The organism is Sutcliffiella horikoshii (assembly GCF_020524325.1).
In the GTDB taxonomy this organism is placed as follows: Bacteria; Bacillota; Bacilli; order Bacillales; family Bacillaceae_I; genus Sutcliffiella_A; species Sutcliffiella_A horikoshii_D.
This window is the reverse complement of record NZ_JAIVKY010000007.1, coordinates 441,688-458,226: the sequence shown is the minus strand read 5'-3', so window position 1 is coordinate 458,226 and position 16,539 is coordinate 441,688. Positions and strand designations below refer to the sequence as shown.

The following is a 16,539-nucleotide window of genomic DNA, read 5'->3' as shown; positions in this document are numbered from 1 at the left end:
GATTATCAATATTCTTTATACTATTTGTCTTTGTGCTTTTTCACAGTATCAATGAGTTCTTGTGCTCTGTTTTCAAAAGAGAAGTGGTCTATCACTATATTTTTTAAAGAATCAGTTTTGGCCTTAACACTAGGGTAAGATAAAATAACCTCTTCTATACACTTTTCAAACTCACTTTTGTTCTTGTAATATAAAAGTTTATCTCCAAACAAGTCATACAGCTCTTTATGATAGTCAGTGATAATTGGAAGCCCACATGCTAAAGCATCAAAAATACGGTTGTTTATATAACCATACTCTTTCATGTCTTCCCAGTGGTCATTTAAAACCAATTTAGATTTCGAATATAGTTCCCCTAATTTTTGATTTTCAATGTAATTATCGACAACTAATTCTTTATCAATCCACTTAGACCAACCTCTGCCCCAAACTTTGAGGGGCAATCCAAGTTCAGCAGACCATATAACACAAGGGCGTTCTACTTCACGTGTATTTCCTACAAAAATAAAATCTTTCCTGTCATGATAGCTTGCAGTTTTTTGTTCAAAGAATTCTTCCGTATCTGTACATTGCAATAATGGATAAACAGGAGTAGAAATTTCTCTCGATAAAAAATCTGCATATGTCTTTGATGCTACAAAAACAATATCATACATTTCATACTCTTCTAGAGAGACGGATTGGGGATGACTAATATTCCACATGATGTTAAAATCATTATTTTTCGTTTCGTAAGGATACTTCCCTCTCAAAACAAGAACTACATCCGGTTTTTTTTCGTTGTTCCATTCTGTATGGTAATCTGTTTCTACTTTTTGTCCAAGTCTTTCAAGATATTTTGTTAAGGAGCGTCCAAAGTGAAAATCCCCCCACTTGTCTTGCCTCCAATCAGTGGGTGCGGGATTCTTTATTATCCATTTCATTTATTTATCTCCATTCTACTTATGTTCTCCTTCTTAGTTGACTGTTGATAAAAATCACTAAAAAACTCAGAAAAGCTTTTGGATGCATCCAAAGTATCTTCATGTTTTTTTGCAACATCAAAAATAATGTCTAGGTTACTTTTTACAGCCTTGTAAGAAAACTGTCTAATATATAGGTTACGTGCCCTTTCTACCATGACAGACGTCTCTTCTTTATTTTCAAACACAGATTTAATTTCATTCAGAAGTCCATCAAAGTCACCATATCGGGACAATCTCAAGTAATTATCTTTAGCTAGTACTTCTAAATCTGAAATATCACTAGCAATAACTGGCACTTTCATTGCAATAGCATCAGTAAATTTATATGGCATTTGATAATGGCTTGCCGGCACATCAGGATTTAACCATAAAATAACGAGATCAGAAGCATAGTTAATTTTAGACATATCATTGCGACCTTGAGGTGGAAGTACTTTAATTTTATCCCCATATTTTTGAATTAGTTTCTTCTGATCCGGTGTTTCTCTAGAACCAACAAATAACAATTTATAACGGTCGTCGTTTAATTTTTCTAGCAGATTTACTAAATCGAAAATTCCTTTATGTTTTCTTAATAAACCACCGAAAAGTATTATTCGATCATCCTTAGCAAAACCTAATTCTCTTCGGATTGCATCTCGGTCGTAATTATCAGGATTATAGTAGGTTTCATCCTTCAGGTTGCGAATATAGAAACTATTTCCACCAAAGTAATTATCTAAATTTATATTGTGGGTTGTAGAGATTGGTATCTTATGAGCAAATTCTTCCATAATATTTGACCATATAGAACTATAAGGCGTATTCAGCTCTTCTGCTGTTAAGTCCACTTTACTCAAATCAAAATTTTTATTTAACTGTTCCTTACTAGGGTTGGAAACAACAGACTCCAAATCGTTATGTTCCAAAACAATCGGTTTTCCTAAATGGTAGTTAGCTAACAATGCAACGCCTAAACTTGTTGTTCTTGGCTTCACTGCGTAGATAATATCTCCTTTTATTTTTGTGATTGCTTCTGAAAGTAATGGAAATAGATCAGGAAAGTTTTTACCTTCAATAATTGTCATTTCAAAATTGGGAACCTCGTCTTTATATGGAGGGAAAATTTCCTCTTCAAAAAATCTAAATCCTAATAGTTGAACAGAATATGTTGAAGAAAGTGATTCTGCGATATTATAAGCTTTTGAGAAATGATTCCTACAAACATCCCATGATATTATTGTAATTTTAGGTAAATTTTCCTTTGACTTTACAAATGGCAAGCCATTTTTATAGTAAGACTGTACATTTTTTTGAACAATATCCACGGTTAAAGTGTTTTTATTGTGAAGATGGGTGATTTGATCCCAATCTTTATTTCTTCTGTAAACAACTAGAAACTGATTTAGATAAAGCGGGTCTCTTAAAAACGTATACTTAAGAACTAGATCCCAATCTTGTTGTCTAACTAACTCTTCGCTAAATCCACCTAGATTGTCATATAACTCACGTCTATGAACAAATGAATTTAAATCAATAAAATTCTTTTGAGTCAATGCTTCATAATCAAAAGAAAGAGAACGAGAAGTTTTCAATTTATATATATCATTTTGGATAACTACATCTATATATCTGGAGAATACGGAATAATAACCTGGTTTATTCTGTAGTGTTCCAATGCTCATAGCAAGATACTGTGGATGCCATAAATTATCTGTATCTAGATAAGCAACATATTCTCCCTTAGCTTGCTCTAAGCCATTATTTCGTGCTTTAGCAGCTCCACCCTTTTTAAGTTTAAAATATTTTATACGACTGTCTTTATATTGTTTGATTAACTTTTCTGTATTATCAGTGCTTCCATCATCGCAAATAATCAATTCCCAGTTTTTGTATTCTTGTTCAAATATACTTTGGATAGCTTGACCCATGATTTTAGCCCGATTATAAGTTGGCATAATAATGCTAACTAAAGGTGTTTTTTTATTATTGTTAAAATTTCTTGATTTTGTTTGAACTTCATCTTCACTTTTTTGAAATTGGTGCTCAAAGTTGGCGTTTTTCCCCTGTTTTACAATATCTTTTACAGATTGATAAAATAAATCATTTTTATAATCAGTAATAATAAACTTCTTACTTGATTTTTTCTTCTCGCTAATTTTAATTGGACTTTTCTTTTTTTTTGCCTTCTTTTTCAATGCGTATCTAAGTAACTTTACTAATCTATAAGGCATTAAAATAAACTTTTTAGGTGACTTAAACGCCGAAATGACAATATCACCCAAACGATACTTAATAGAATTATATACTTCTTGTTTTTTCTTGCTTTCTTTTTCTAATTTATACTTGATATCTCTTATTTGTTTACTAGTCAGTTGCCGATTTCTCTTATATTCAACTTCAACATTATTATAGCCTTCTATTTCTTGCTGCATTTGCATGTTCAAGTTCTCCATGTGAGTAACTTGTTCAAATAATTGTTGTTTTTCTTTATTTAATATATCTGTAACAGCGCTTAATTCATTTATTTTTTCAATTAGGTCCCTCAATTCTTTTTCTCTAGTTTCATTATAAGATTGAGTTTGATCTTCTTTTACTAGTTCTTTCTTTAGTAGTTCTTCTTCTTTTTCTAGCTTTTCGATTTGTTCTTTCTTTTCATGCAGATCTTCTCTTAGTTTGTTTATTCTTAATAGTGACTGTATTCTATCCTCCTCAAGCAATTTTTGAATTACTTGATTTTGGTGTAAAGAAGAAATAAATTCTTTGATTTTTTTATTTTCTTCAGTATTTTCGTAGATAATGCCTAAGCCATGAAACCCTAATATAGGTTCAAAAATTAGATCACGGTTGGACTCTTCTATAAAGTCCTCAATGGCAGTTAGAACACCGTTTGAAGGATTGTTTTCATAAATAGAATTATACAAATGTGCGTTTAGACCACCGTTTTTAACTAATTGAGTAGATTCTGGTAAAATTCCCATTTGTTTATAAGGTTGAAGGAAATATGCAGGAATATTTTCTGGATTATAATACAAATCTCTTCTACCATAAGGCCAACTAATATCATGGGCAAAAACGATTGGGAATTTTTCCGAACCTTTAAATGTTTTCTGCACAATTTTAAGTTCGTTTATTACAGTATACCAGTTATGGTCCCCATCGATAAAAATGGCATCGTAATTATTTATTTTTGGTAGTGCACTGAGACTTAGTTCCTTAAACAATTCAAAGTGTTCTTTAAAGTTTTCTTTAAGGTTAACTTCATCAAATGCAGGAAATGGGTCAATACAAAATAGTTTCCCCTCATTTTCTTTAACATAGGGCAAAATCTTTACCGTGTTCTTTCCTTGTTGTGCACCAATTTCGACTATGTTTTTAGCATTGGTTAATTTTAAAACAGGCATGATAACATTATCCCAAAAGCGATTCACTCTTATTACCTCCAATATCCTGATGATAATCTCTTTAAGTTATTTTATTTCTTCTTTTTACTTACTGTTTCTTTATATTGATTAACTACCTCTTTTGAATCACCATCAAGTATAATCTTTCCTTTTTCTACCCATATGGCTCTGGTACATACTTTTTCCACAAAGCTCATGCTATGAGAAACGATTATAACTGCTTTTGCCTGTTCTATCATTTCTTGAATCTTTTCACTCGCTTTTTGGTTAAACTCCATATCTCCCGTAGAGAGTGCTTCATCTATAATAAAGATATCCGGTTGCAAAATAGCAGCAATACTAAACCCTAATCTTGCTCTCATTCCGCTTGAATATTGCTTAACCGGTCTATGGATATTTTTCCCTAACTCAGAAAAGTTAACTATGTTTTGATATTCCCTTTCTACCTTTTTCTTTGGAATCCCCAACAGCATCCCATTTAAATAGATGTTGTCTTTTCCAGTTAATTGAGCATTAAATCCTGTTCCATATCCTAAAAGGGCTGTAGTACTTCCATTAAGCTTAAGATCCCCTTGCTCTGGAGTAAGAATATTGGTCAATACTTTACATAAAGTGCTTTTTCCCGCACCATTATGGCCAATAATGCCAACAATCTCTCCCTCATTTATAGTGAAGCTCACATCATTTAAAGCAGAAAAAGTCTTCCCATTCATGTTATAAGTAACATTTATATTATCGGCTTTCACAACCGTTTTTTCCTTGATATTAGCCTCTGTTTTTTGTAAATTTAAGCCCTTTTTTACTTTCCTTTTCGGTTTTGGAACAGTAGCTTCATAATCAGCTATTATTGATTCCGGTTCACCTATATCCCTTATTCCGCCTTGTTCCAGCCAAATTAATCTATCACAGTTCTCTTTAGCAAAATTCAAACTATGAGTTACTAGAATCACCATTTTCGCCTTACTAACTAATTCCTTCATTTTTACTGAGGCTCTTTCACTAAATGCCAGGTCACCTGTATTAAGTGCTTCATCTAATATTAAGATCTCCGGCTCTAAAAACGCAGCAACACTGAAACCTAATCTTGCTTTCATACCACTTGAGTATTTTTTTATTGGTTGGTCTATAAAATCTCCAATTCCAGAGAATTCATGTATTTCATCTATAAAGCCATGAATTTTCTCTTTTGATATTCCAAGCATCATACCATTTAAATAAACGTTTTCACGACCAGTTAGTTCTTTGTTAAATCCCATACCTAAGGAAAATAGTGCCGATACAGTACCATCTACATACAATTCACCTTTATCTGGTTTTAGTATTCCAGATATTATTTTACAAAGAGTTGTTTTCCCAGCACCATTTGATCCAATTATTCCAAGAATTTCTCCTTTATATCCCTCAAAACTAATTTCTTTCAATGGCCAAATAATTTTATTAGTATTCTTTTTCTTTTTACGTCCAATTCCGAATAGATGAGATTTAAAATCATCCTTTTTATAGCCAGAATTATAGGTAACACCTAATTTTTTAATACTTAATACAACTTCCTTTGAAATAGCTGATTCATCTTTTATTATTTGTTTTAGCATAAAATTACCTCATTTTTATAAAGCCTTTATAATCTTATGTTCATTCCTACTATAGTAACTAAGCAACATGATGATGGAAACAATCGATACTAATGCAATTACAAATAATGCAAAAAAGTTAGGAACGGTTTGATACATAAGTATATCTCGGTATGCATTCACAATATGTGCTACTGGATTTAAAGTAACCGCCCATTCATATTTTTCAGGAATCCTGCTTCCTTCCCAGATAATTGGGGAAGCATAGAACATTATTCGCACGATATGTGTGATAATATTATCTATATCCCTTACAAAAACACATACGAATGAAATAAGTAAGCTTAACGCCAAAAGGAACATAAATTGAATCAAGATTATTATTGGTAGGAATACAATTTGCCATCCAGGTACAACCCCAAAAAATAGAAGGAATAAAGCTATTACTATTAACCCAAACGAAAAATTAATAAGCTGTGTTCCTGAGACAGTCAAAGGAAAAATAGACTTCGGTAAATACACTTGGTTAATAATTGAGGAGTATCTCGTAATGGCCTTAGAAGAACCATTTATGTTAGAACTCATCCATCTCCATGTAACTAAACCTATAACTAGATAAACACCGTAATTCTCTCCACCTTGCCCCAAAACAATTGCTACTACAAAATAGTAAACCATCACATTTAATAATGGGTCTAGTAACCACCAAAAATAACCTAGGAAACTATTTCTATGCTCAGCCTTCAGACCTGAGCGAATAAGATATGTTATCAAATCTTTTCTTTTAAGTATTTCTTTCAAGTACTTCATCATAAGACTTTCCTACACCGCCTACTCAAAAATTAAATTTAGCATAATTTACTATTAATATCGTTGTTCTCAGATAGTTAAAATAATCAACATACCTTTTATAATATAATAAATCCAACCTTAATTACAATATAACTCATTGCATTAACTAGCAAGCTTTTTATACAATTTCCAAACAAGAAAAAAATGTAAACTAAAAAGGAATAGAGGCTGCTAAATTGTAATTGGTTTATCTATCAAAGTGCTTAATGATAGATAAACCAATAACAGTATAAAACAGCCTCTTCTATTTATTTTTTGTAATTAGGTATGTCAAAATGTAATTGCGGGTTTTCTAGTTGGTTATAAAGGTTCTTTATTGTCGATATCTGTTTAACAGCCCAACCTATATCTGTTGCGTATTGTTTATTACCTGGACTCTCAGGGTTCCATCTCATTTTATAAAGAGTGTTTTGCTGATACCTATTATGAATAAAATCTTCACCAATAAATTTAGCACCACCAACTATCGCCGCTTCTGGCGTGAACCATTTTTCTCTATAAGCACCAAAAGCACCTTGTCTTAATGCATCATGATCATAAGCATAGATTCCAAACATGTTGTAAGTGGTTTTAATATTTGTTAAATTTCTTTCATTATTACTATTTACTAATTCAAGGTTCCCGCTACTATTGACCCCAACCCTTACCCCAGTTGCCAACGGAGAGGTACCATGTCCCGTTTCAAGTAATGCATGAGCAATTAAATATATTTCATTTACTGCATTTTCTTTGCTTGCATCAATAAAGGATTGTCCATGTCCATTTAAAATACCTTTATTAGCTAATATATGGTTAATTTGTTTTTCATTCACACCAACACTACTAGATAATACCAGATGCTGAAATTTATCATTCTTTTCTGGGTCAATATAAGAAAGCACGTCATTTATAGTTGCATTACGCCATGCATTATAACTTATCTTGTACCATTTATTACTTCCACTAACAGTTGTCCCATTTACTTCCTCAATAATCGTTAAACCTGAATTGCTTTTTTCAATTCCAAAACTATGACTTTTTTCATCTGCATGTTGTCGAATATTTGAATTATTATTCAATGTAGCTAACTTTTCTTTTTTAGATAATTTAGTATGAACATACAACGTTTTATTATCATATTTTATTTCGAACCATTTATTACTTCCGTCAAATGTTGCACCTGTTACTTCCTTGATAATATTAAAAACAGTGCCATTCTTTACTTCCATAGCAATTGAGCTGTTCTCTAAGTTCGGCGAAGTTCGCAGGTTAGCAACACTACCTGTAATTACTCCCTGCTCTGTTATTGTAACTAAAGAGCTATGCACATACCCAGGATCATTACGATACTTATCTGTTTGTGGAGGAGTACTTAACCCCATTTGTGTATTAATGGCATCATTAATAGTAACGTTATATTCCGTTCTTTCTATTAGTTCACTACCTGGAATTAAATTTTTCTGTGCTAAAGTTAATAAAATAACTACTTCATCTTTTAAACTTGTTTGCACTCCATTTGCATTAATTATTAAGGAATATCTGTGTATTGATGTTGCAAAATTTCCTTTTTTATGTTCGTTTTTTGCCCATTCAAAGAGCTCTTGACTACTTTTTATTAGTCCCTCACCAATTTTCTTATCTCCAGGATATAAAGCAAATCCTTCTGTAAATTTCTCAAAACGAGGTGTAACTCCTTGAGTGGAAACCGCTATTTCATAAAAATGATTCGGTAATAAGTTGTTATTTCTAGCATAATCTAAATTAGTTTGTGTTTTATTCAATAGTGACAAATTTAATTTTGGAGACGATAAAATCAACTCATATCTAATGATAGCTGAACCAAAATTTTCAGCGTTATGACGCATTTCTGCCCAGCTTAGTAAAGATGAAGCAGTTGAGTTAATACCTTCTACCAAGCTATTTTCATTTGGATAGATAGTAACACCTTCTATGTAGATTTCTAGTTTAGGTGTTAGGTTTTCTTCATTTATTGCAGCAATATAATAATAATTAGGAGTTCGATTACCCTTTTGAGCATATCCAATATACTCCAAAGTTTTGCTCTTTACAGAGGCGTTTAACTTTGGTGCTGAAAGGATCAAGTTATATCGCAAAATTGCCGAACCATATTCCTCTTCATTATGTCTATTTTCTGCCCAAATCAATAATTCAGCTGCTGCATTGTTAATCCCCTCTTCAAAGCGGTTATCTGAAGGATATAATTTAGATCCTTCTATATAACCCTCTAATTTGGGAGTTAAATTTTGTTGCTTACTTGCATCGCTATAAAGTTGATTTGCGGTTTTTAGAATTTCTCCTTTTTGGGCCAATCCTAATTTATTTTCGGTCTCTATTCTTATAGAGTCTTTTAAAGTCGGGCCACTTAATATTAATTCATACCTTTGGATTGCTGTACCTATGTTACCTTCTCGGTGTTTTCCAGAAGCCCAATCTAACAACAACCGTGCACTTGAATTAATCCCCTGTTCAAATCTGGTGTCGTTTTGATAAAATTTATATCCTTCAACAAATGCTTCAAATCTTGGAGAAACATTCGTTTCCTTGTTTGCATCCTCATACATTTCATCTGCTGTTTTTAACCTTTTTTCAAGTACTGCATATTCTCTTTTATTTTCAGTTTCAGACTTAATAATAGTTGAAAGTATTGGAGAGGATAAGATTAGATCGTATCTTAGTATCGCTGATCCAAAATTACCATCAATATGCCTAACTGTAGCCCAGTCTAATAATAAGCGCGAAGTTTCATTAATTCCATTTTCGAACCTTTTATCATCAGGATAAAGTTTGTGGCCATCTATAAATGTCTCTAACCTAGGAGATAAATTACTTTCATTTAATGCTAGATTATAATATTCATCAGCAGATTTTAACACCTTACCTTCAATAACAAATTCGCGTTTTGTACTTGTTTCTTCAAATATTAAGGGATCAAGTTTTGGAGAAGATAAAATTAAATCATACCTGATTTTTGCAGAACCTAGATTCCCTTCTTTATGACGTGTACTGGCCCACTCTAAGAGTTCTCTAGCAGTTTGATTAATTCCCTCTTCGAATCTAGCATCTTGTGAATATAATCGGTATCCATCAATGAAGTATTCAAGTCGAGGTGTTAAAGAAAGTGTAGAAGTAGCTATTTTATATAAGTCATTTGCTAATAGGAGGATTTTTTCATTTCGTGCGAACTCCAGTTTCACTGCTGCTTCATCACTTATATGAGAATTCAAGTTTGGTGCTGTTAAAATAAATTCATAACGAACTCTTGCAGTATCAAATTTCCCTTCCCGATGTCTATCACTTGCCCAATTTAGCAGGGATCTCGCACTAGTGTTAATACCTTCGACAAATCTATTATCCGAAGGGAATTTATTATATCCTTCAATATAGGCAGTAAGCATAGCAGATGATGTAGTTTGACTGTTTGCATATGACAACCATCCGTCGGCACTATCGGGGTATTTAGAGCCCAAATTATTCATATATGACTGTTCTGATATATATGACCCCTTTTTTTCTATCATTTCGCCGGGAAAATGCAATAGTTTGGCATCATCTACTTGCGTCTGTTGGTTAGTGATTCTATCACCACTTAATCCCTGTATTTCCTCATTTGCAGAAATATGAACAGGATAAGGCATGACACTAAAAACTAACAAACACGCTAAAAATTTTCTCAAGAATTTTTCCCCCTAAAATTTTTGAATAAGATTTCTCTATGTATATCAATCTTATTTTTTAACAAATTTCGTTAGATTCACCTATAAAATTACAATATCATCTATAATAATAGAATAACTTACATGTGTAGTAAATAGTTAAAAATACCCCATATAAGGTTTTTTTCATCTTTAAACATTATTCCGTCCATATGAATAATCACTGATATATTTTGTATATTTTGTTCTTTTCATTATATATCCTCCTTTTTAATTCAATAGTCATATTAGCACATTTAAGCCGAAAAAAATCATGAATTTTCATTTTTTGACATGATAATATGTATTACCTAAAAAAATTTTAGTGATATATATTATCATTTCGATTTTTGTTACTAATATTTTGCAATTTAAATGGGGATTTGATGAATGAGGAATTCACGGATAATCGGAATATGTGTATTATCTTGGAAAGGAGAAGATATAGCTGGCTCATATTTTCAATTTTCATAACATAAACCTAATTAGGGTGAAGATAGATTCTCTTCACCCTAAAGGTCTAATCTTATAAGGAGATGCTTTAGAACAAAGGTGGTAAAACTATTTTAATCAATTAATTTCATCTTCGATTTCTGTAAGCTTCGTCAGCAACAATTAAACCAACTGAATTATTTTTCTTCCAAATTGAGTCCCAATTTGATAAAGGTACAGGTCTTGAGCCTACATAGTGAGATATTTCAGGGGTGAGTCCCGGCATTCCAAGTTCAAGCGTGAACCATGTTGGCAAATCCCCCCCACTTGTAAAGTTTGTTTCATCAATAATTGAATATCCTGTTTTCCTCGAGACAAGATTTTCTATGTGACCTGGCAATCTTGCATACAAAACTTCACCTGAAGAATGATAGTCTACTAAGGTTTTAAAGTTTTTGGATAGGATGAATTTATATATAGTTTGAGATTCTGGTTCACTTAACGGTACAGGGCCTTTATAATGACTTTCACTCGGTCGCCCTGGATTATTTGAAACCGTTCTCCACATTGTTGGGTAGTTTCGATTAAGATCTACACCTCTTGCATTCGCTTTCCAACTAGTAAAGTTTTTACTTCCACCATTTATTTCAATAGCTTTTTTTGATACATTACTTCCGAGTGAATCTGGACCTAATTGCACTAGTGTTACTCCGTCAGGATTCGTCATAGGAATAAACCATATTGTTGTCCGATTTAAAACCTCTCTAACATTAAAACCATCAAAATACAGATTTTTGCTAAAAGCATATGCGTATTCATCTATCATTTTCATTAATAAATTTGTTGTCATATGTTCTCTGGCATGAGCTGACCCGTTAAAAAGAACTTCTGTTTTTCCATTACCTAATTTAACGGCAATAATATTTTTACCATCTAACGATTTACCTATTACTTCTTGACTAATTAATCCAGGGTACATTAATTCTAACTTATTAATATCATTTTGCATTTGAGCATGGGTATAATTCTGAACCTTCGCATTCACTATTCTCTCAATTGTTATAGGTTTCAAACCTTTGTTGGCCAATGCTAGATTACTTTTTACACTTCTTAAAATGCTACTTTTAATGCCCTGTCTGCTAATTATCAAATTATACCTATGAATAGCCGTGTCAAAATCACCAACTTGATGCTGTTTAACAGTCCAATTAAATAAAGATAGTGCTGTCTCGTTTATCCCATCTATTAATCTTTTATCAGTAGGATAAAACTTTAACCCTTCCTCAAATTTCATTAATTTTCCAGAAGATGTTGTTTCATTAGTGGCTATCTCAAAAAGCTTGTTAGCAGTCGGTAATAAAACTCCTTTATCAGCAAGTTGAAGTCTAGTCTCTGTTTCTGACTCTATAAAGCTATTTAAACCCTTTGAAGTAAGTATTAATTCATATCGTAATTTCGCAGTAATTAAATTTCCTTCTGAGTGTTTTATTGTTGCCCAGTTCAACAGTTCTCTGGCACTTGAATTTAAGCCAACTTTTAAGCTTTCATTATTTGGATAAAGTAATAATCCGGTTATGTAAGTATTTAGTTTCGCTGAAGAATTAACTTCCGAATCTGCATCTTTTATAATTTTATTAATGGAAGGTAATGCTTTATTTTGCATTACATACTCCAATTTAATTTCTGTTTCATTCTTGGTAGCGTTTTTTAACATTGGCGCAGATATTATCAGTTCGTATCTTACTCTAGCAGAATCGATATTTCCTTCAGCATGTTTCTTAGTAGCCCAGTCCAATAAACTTCTTGCACTAGAATTAATCCCATCAATAAAACGTTGATCATCCGGAAAAGAGTTATACCCTTTAATAAACGCTTTTAGTTTTGCTGAAGAATTTTGTTCATTTTTCGCTTTTAAAAAAAGTGTATCTGGATTTACAATGATGATTCCTTCCCGTGCTAGTTTTAAATTTTTTTCAGAATCTTGTCTCACATCTTGTGAGAGCAATGGTGCTGTCAGGATTAATTCATATCTTACTCTGGCTGTATCTATATTACCCAATTCATGCTGGCTACTTGCCCAATTAAATAAAGACTCGGAACTTAAATAAATTCCATTAATAATATGTTGATCTCTGGGATAGAACTTGTATCCCTCAATATATGCATTGAGCTTAGCAGAAGAGTTCTGCTCATTATCTGCAATCTGAACATATTTATCTGAAGAATCCATTCTTTTCCCTTGCATTGCCATTTCGAATTTTAATTCAACTTCCTCTTTAAGTTTTTTATCAAGAAACGGCGAGGATAGTAATAAATCATATCTAACTATAGCTGAATCTATATTTCCTAATGAGTGCTGGATAGTTGCCCAGTCTACCAAATCTTTTGAACTCGATTCAATTCCCTCACTAAACCTTTGATCCAAAGGATATAGATTATATCCTTCTACAAAATAAGAAAAACGAGGGGATACATTTTTTTCATTTTTTGCCATGTCATACAACCTATTTGGGGAATAGATAGTTTCCCCGAGTCTAGCGTAATTCAATTTATATTTTGTTTCTTTTGTAATAGTCTCATTTAATACTGGAGCGGTTAAAATGAACTCATATCTCACACGTGCAGTTTGCACACTAGACTGAACCTGTTGTTTGACAGATGCCCAATCTAATAAGGAACGAGCACTTTCGTTAATTCCTTGAGTAAACCTTTCATCATCTGGATACATTTTGAATCCCTTAATGAAGGCTTCTAGAGTAGCAGAATAGGACGATTGGTTAATAGCAAGTTGATAATATTCGTCAGCTGTTAAAGATGTAAGTTTGACCTCGTGTGTCGTTATCATTTCTTTTTCTTGGTGTTCTTCCTGAGTTTCAGGTGTCGAATCTTCGTTAGTCTTTTTAAATTCTTGATTTAATTCTTCATTCCCTAAATCTTGATTTTCTATGGATACGTCTACTTCATTAGATTCTTCAGAAACATCTGTTTCATTTAACTTCTCTGAATGTTCCTCGTTCACTTTAATACTCTCTTCTATACTTTCATTATATTTATTGCCAGATATAGCTTGCGAGAAACTTGGAAACATTAAAACAAGAACACTTAACAGTATGATAGTTTTTTTCAATGTACTTCTCCCCTGGTATTTTATATGATAAATAGCCCTCATCAAATTGAGGGCTATTTCATTATTTCTCAAAAGTATATTGCTTCTCAAAATATTTTTTATAATCTCCACTAAGTATCTGTTCCCACCATTCCTTATTATCCATATACCATTGAATAGTTTGGGCAATACCTGTTTCAAAATTATAGGTAGGTTCCCAACCAAGTTTCTCCAGCTTGGTGGGATCAATTGCATATCTTTTATCATGACCTAATCTGTCTGTTACAAACTCAATTAAGTCGACAGATTTTTCTAGTGTATTAATAATTGTTTTAACTACTTCTAAGTTTGTTCGTTCGTTGTGACCTCCAACATTATATACCTCCCCGTTCGCCCCTTCATGCATTACTAAATCAATTGCCGCACAGTGGTCAGTTACATGTAACCAGTCACGAATGTTTTTCCCATCACCATAAACTGGGATTTTTTGGTCGTTTAAAACTCTTGAAATGGTCAAAGGAATTAACTTTTCTGGAAAGTGAAAAGGACCATAGTTATTAGAACATCTTGTAATATTCATTGGCAAGTTAAAGGTTTCATGATAAGCACGAACCAATAAGTCAGATGAAGCCTTACTAGCACTATATGGACTATTAGGTTGTAAAGGGGTTTCTTCTGTAAAGAAGGTTTCTGGATCAAAGTCTAATTCTCCGTATACTTCATCTGTGGAAACATGTACAAATTTCTTTATATTGAATTCTTTAGATGCGTCCAATAAGACTTGAGTGCCTAAAACATTTGTTTTTATAAATATTTCCGGTTCGGTGATAGATCGATCCACATGGCTTTCGGCTGCGAAATGAGCCACATAATCAAATTTCTCTCTTTCAAAAATAGCGAAAACTTCATTTCTATCTGTTATGTCAGCTTTGATAAAATGGTAATTTTTTTCTTGTTCAATTGATTTATGTTTTGATAAATCCCCTGCATACGTTAATAGGTCAAGGTTATAGATGTCATAATTGGGGTATTTATTCACCATATATTGAACAAAGTTTCCACCAATAAACCCTGCCCCACCAGTAACTAATATTTTCTTGTTACTCATTTGATTGCACCTCATTTTTAGTTAAATCTGTTACATAGCGCTTTACCGCATCTTTCCAATGAGGTAACCGTTCAAAGCCGTTATCGTCTAGAGATTGCTTAGACATTTTTGAGTTCTTAGGGCGCACTGCTCTTGTAGGATACTCTTCACTTGCAATGGCAGTGACTTTAACATCTTTTCCCGTAATTCGAAACACTTCTTCTGCAAACTCTGCCCAATTACAAAAACCCTCATTGGATGCATGATAAATGCCGTACTTTTCAGTCTGAACCATATTTATTAATAACTTTGCCAAGTCTTCCGTATAAGTTGGAGAACCAAACTGATCTCCTACCACGTTTAATTGTTGTTTTGTCTCAGATAAACGAAGCATCGTTTTAATGAAATTATTACCATTTTGTCCAAACACCCATGAAATGCGGACAATAAACCACTTATGTAAAATGTTTTGTACAAGTAGTTCGCCTGCAAATTTCGATTTTCCATAAGTTCCAATCGGGTTCGGGATATGGTTTTCTTTAAAAGGCTCTTGTCCTTTTCCGTCAAATACATAGTCTGTACTAATATATATAAATTTAGCATCGGATTTTGCTGCTGCAAGAGCTAAATATTCTGTGCCGTTGATGTTGACTTTGTTACACTTTTCTATCTCATCTTCTGCATTATCCACAGCCGTATAAGCCGCACAGTGAATAATCGCATCCGGTTGTAAATTTTCAACATAAGATAGTACTTGTTCTTTTTGTGCAATATCAAAGTGAGTGGAACCAACTCCGATCATTGTTAAACCGATATTTTCCCCTTGCTTAACAACATCATGGCCTAATTGACCTGTATATCCAGTAACTAATATCTTCACTTTGTTAACCCAAATTCAAAGTTAATTTCTGCATCTTTTAATAATGGCGCTTTTCCATCTTTTTCTGAAAGCGTAGGCATGATATCGATCGGCCAATCGATTGCAATCTCAGGATCATTCCATAAAACACCTCTATCACTCTCTGGCGCATAGAGCCCGTCAACTTTATAATTCACTTCAACATTTTCTGTTAAAGTCACAAAACCATGAGCAAAACCTCTTGGGACAAATAGCTGTTTTTTGTTTTCTTCGTTCAGTTCTATACCAAACCATTTTCCAAAAGTAGGGCTACCTTGGCGTATATCTACTGCCACATCAAAGATGGATCCTTTTGTACACCTTACCAACTTTGCCTGAGCATTAGGATTTAGTTGATAGTGCAGTCCGCGTAATGTGCCCTTCTTAGAAGAAAAAGAGTGGTTATCTTGAACAAAAATGGAATCTATTCCTGCTTCACGTGCTTTTTCTGCATTATACGTTTCTGTGAACCAACCTCTGTAATCTCCAAAGACTGCCGGTTCTACCACTATTACACCTTCTAAGTCTGTTTGAATGAATTTCATTGCTAATC

9 protein-coding genes are annotated in these 16,539 nt (G+C 32.9%); all 9 read right to left on the bottom strand.

The features are described from left to right. Positions 1–20: 20 nt before the first annotated feature. The gene (locus LC091_RS11040; protein ID WP_226682052.1) at positions 21–923 is read right to left on the bottom strand and encodes a CgeB family protein; all 903 of its coding nucleotides are present in this window, start codon (positions 921–923) and stop codon (positions 21–23) included. After that, a complete protein-coding gene (locus LC091_RS11035; RefSeq protein ID WP_226682051.1) occupies positions 920–4,375 on the bottom strand; it encodes a glycosyltransferase in 3,456 nt (1,151 codons plus the stop codon). The genes LC091_RS11040 and LC091_RS11035 overlap by 4 nt, the downstream gene beginning before the upstream one ends. 44 nt (positions 4,376–4,419) lie before the next feature. Next, the gene (locus tag LC091_RS11030; protein ID WP_226682050.1) at positions 4,420–5,940 is read right to left on the bottom strand and encodes an ABC transporter ATP-binding protein; all 1,521 of its coding nucleotides are present in this window, start codon (positions 5,938–5,940) and stop codon (positions 4,420–4,422) included. 15 nt (positions 5,941–5,955) lie between these two features. Then, the gene (locus LC091_RS11025) at positions 5,956–6,732 is read right to left on the bottom strand and encodes an ABC transporter permease (RefSeq protein WP_226682049.1); all 777 of its coding nucleotides are present in this window, start codon (positions 6,730–6,732) and stop codon (positions 5,956–5,958) included. Between the two features lie 287 nt (positions 6,733–7,019). Beyond that, entirely contained in the window at positions 7,020–10,445 is a 3,426-nt protein-coding gene (locus LC091_RS11020) for an N-acetylglucosaminidase (RefSeq protein WP_226682048.1), read from the bottom strand. Positions 10,446–11,043: 598 nt separating this feature from the next. Continuing rightward, the gene (locus LC091_RS20510) at positions 11,044–14,133 is read right to left on the bottom strand and encodes a M14 family zinc carboxypeptidase (protein ID WP_226682047.1); all 3,090 of its coding nucleotides are present in this window, start codon (positions 14,131–14,133) and stop codon (positions 11,044–11,046) included. After that, positions 14,084–15,109, bottom strand: coding sequence for a dTDP-glucose 4,6-dehydratase (rfbB, locus tag LC091_RS11010; RefSeq protein ID WP_226682046.1), 1,026 nt, complete (start codon positions 15,107–15,109; stop codon positions 14,084–14,086). Before rfbB ends, LC091_RS20510 begins: the two co-directional genes overlap by 50 nt. Then, positions 15,102–15,968, bottom strand: a complete 867-nt coding sequence (gene rfbD, locus LC091_RS11005) for a dTDP-4-dehydrorhamnose reductase (protein WP_226682045.1) — start codon at positions 15,966–15,968, stop codon at positions 15,102–15,104. Before rfbD ends, rfbB begins: the two co-directional genes overlap by 8 nt. After that, on the bottom strand, positions 15,965–16,531 hold the full coding sequence (gene rfbC, locus LC091_RS11000; protein ID WP_226682044.1) for a dTDP-4-dehydrorhamnose 3,5-epimerase: 567 nt from the start codon (positions 16,529–16,531) through the stop codon (positions 15,965–15,967). The genes rfbD and rfbC overlap by 4 nt, the downstream gene beginning before the upstream one ends. Between the last annotated feature and the right edge of the window lie 8 nt (positions 16,532–16,539).

Excerpts from the sequence above, each read along its gene's own strand:
- LC091_RS11040 (WP_226682052.1), bottom strand. The coding sequence starts at position 923 with ATGAAATGGATAATAAAGAATCCCGCACCCACTGATTGGAGGCAAGAC.
- LC091_RS11030 (WP_226682050.1), bottom strand. The coding sequence starts at position 5,940 with ATGCTAAAACAAATAATAAAAGATGAATCAGCTATTTCAAAGGAAGTT.
- LC091_RS11025 (WP_226682049.1), bottom strand. The coding sequence starts at position 6,732 with ATGATGAAGTACTTGAAAGAAATACTTAAAAGAAAAGATTTGATAACA.
- rfbB (WP_226682046.1), bottom strand. The coding sequence starts at position 15,109 with ATGAGTAACAAGAAAATATTAGTTACTGGTGGGGCAGGGTTTATTGGT.
- rfbC (WP_226682044.1), bottom strand. The coding sequence starts at position 16,531 with ATGAAATTCATTCAAACAGACTTAGAAGGTGTAATAGTGGTAGAACCG.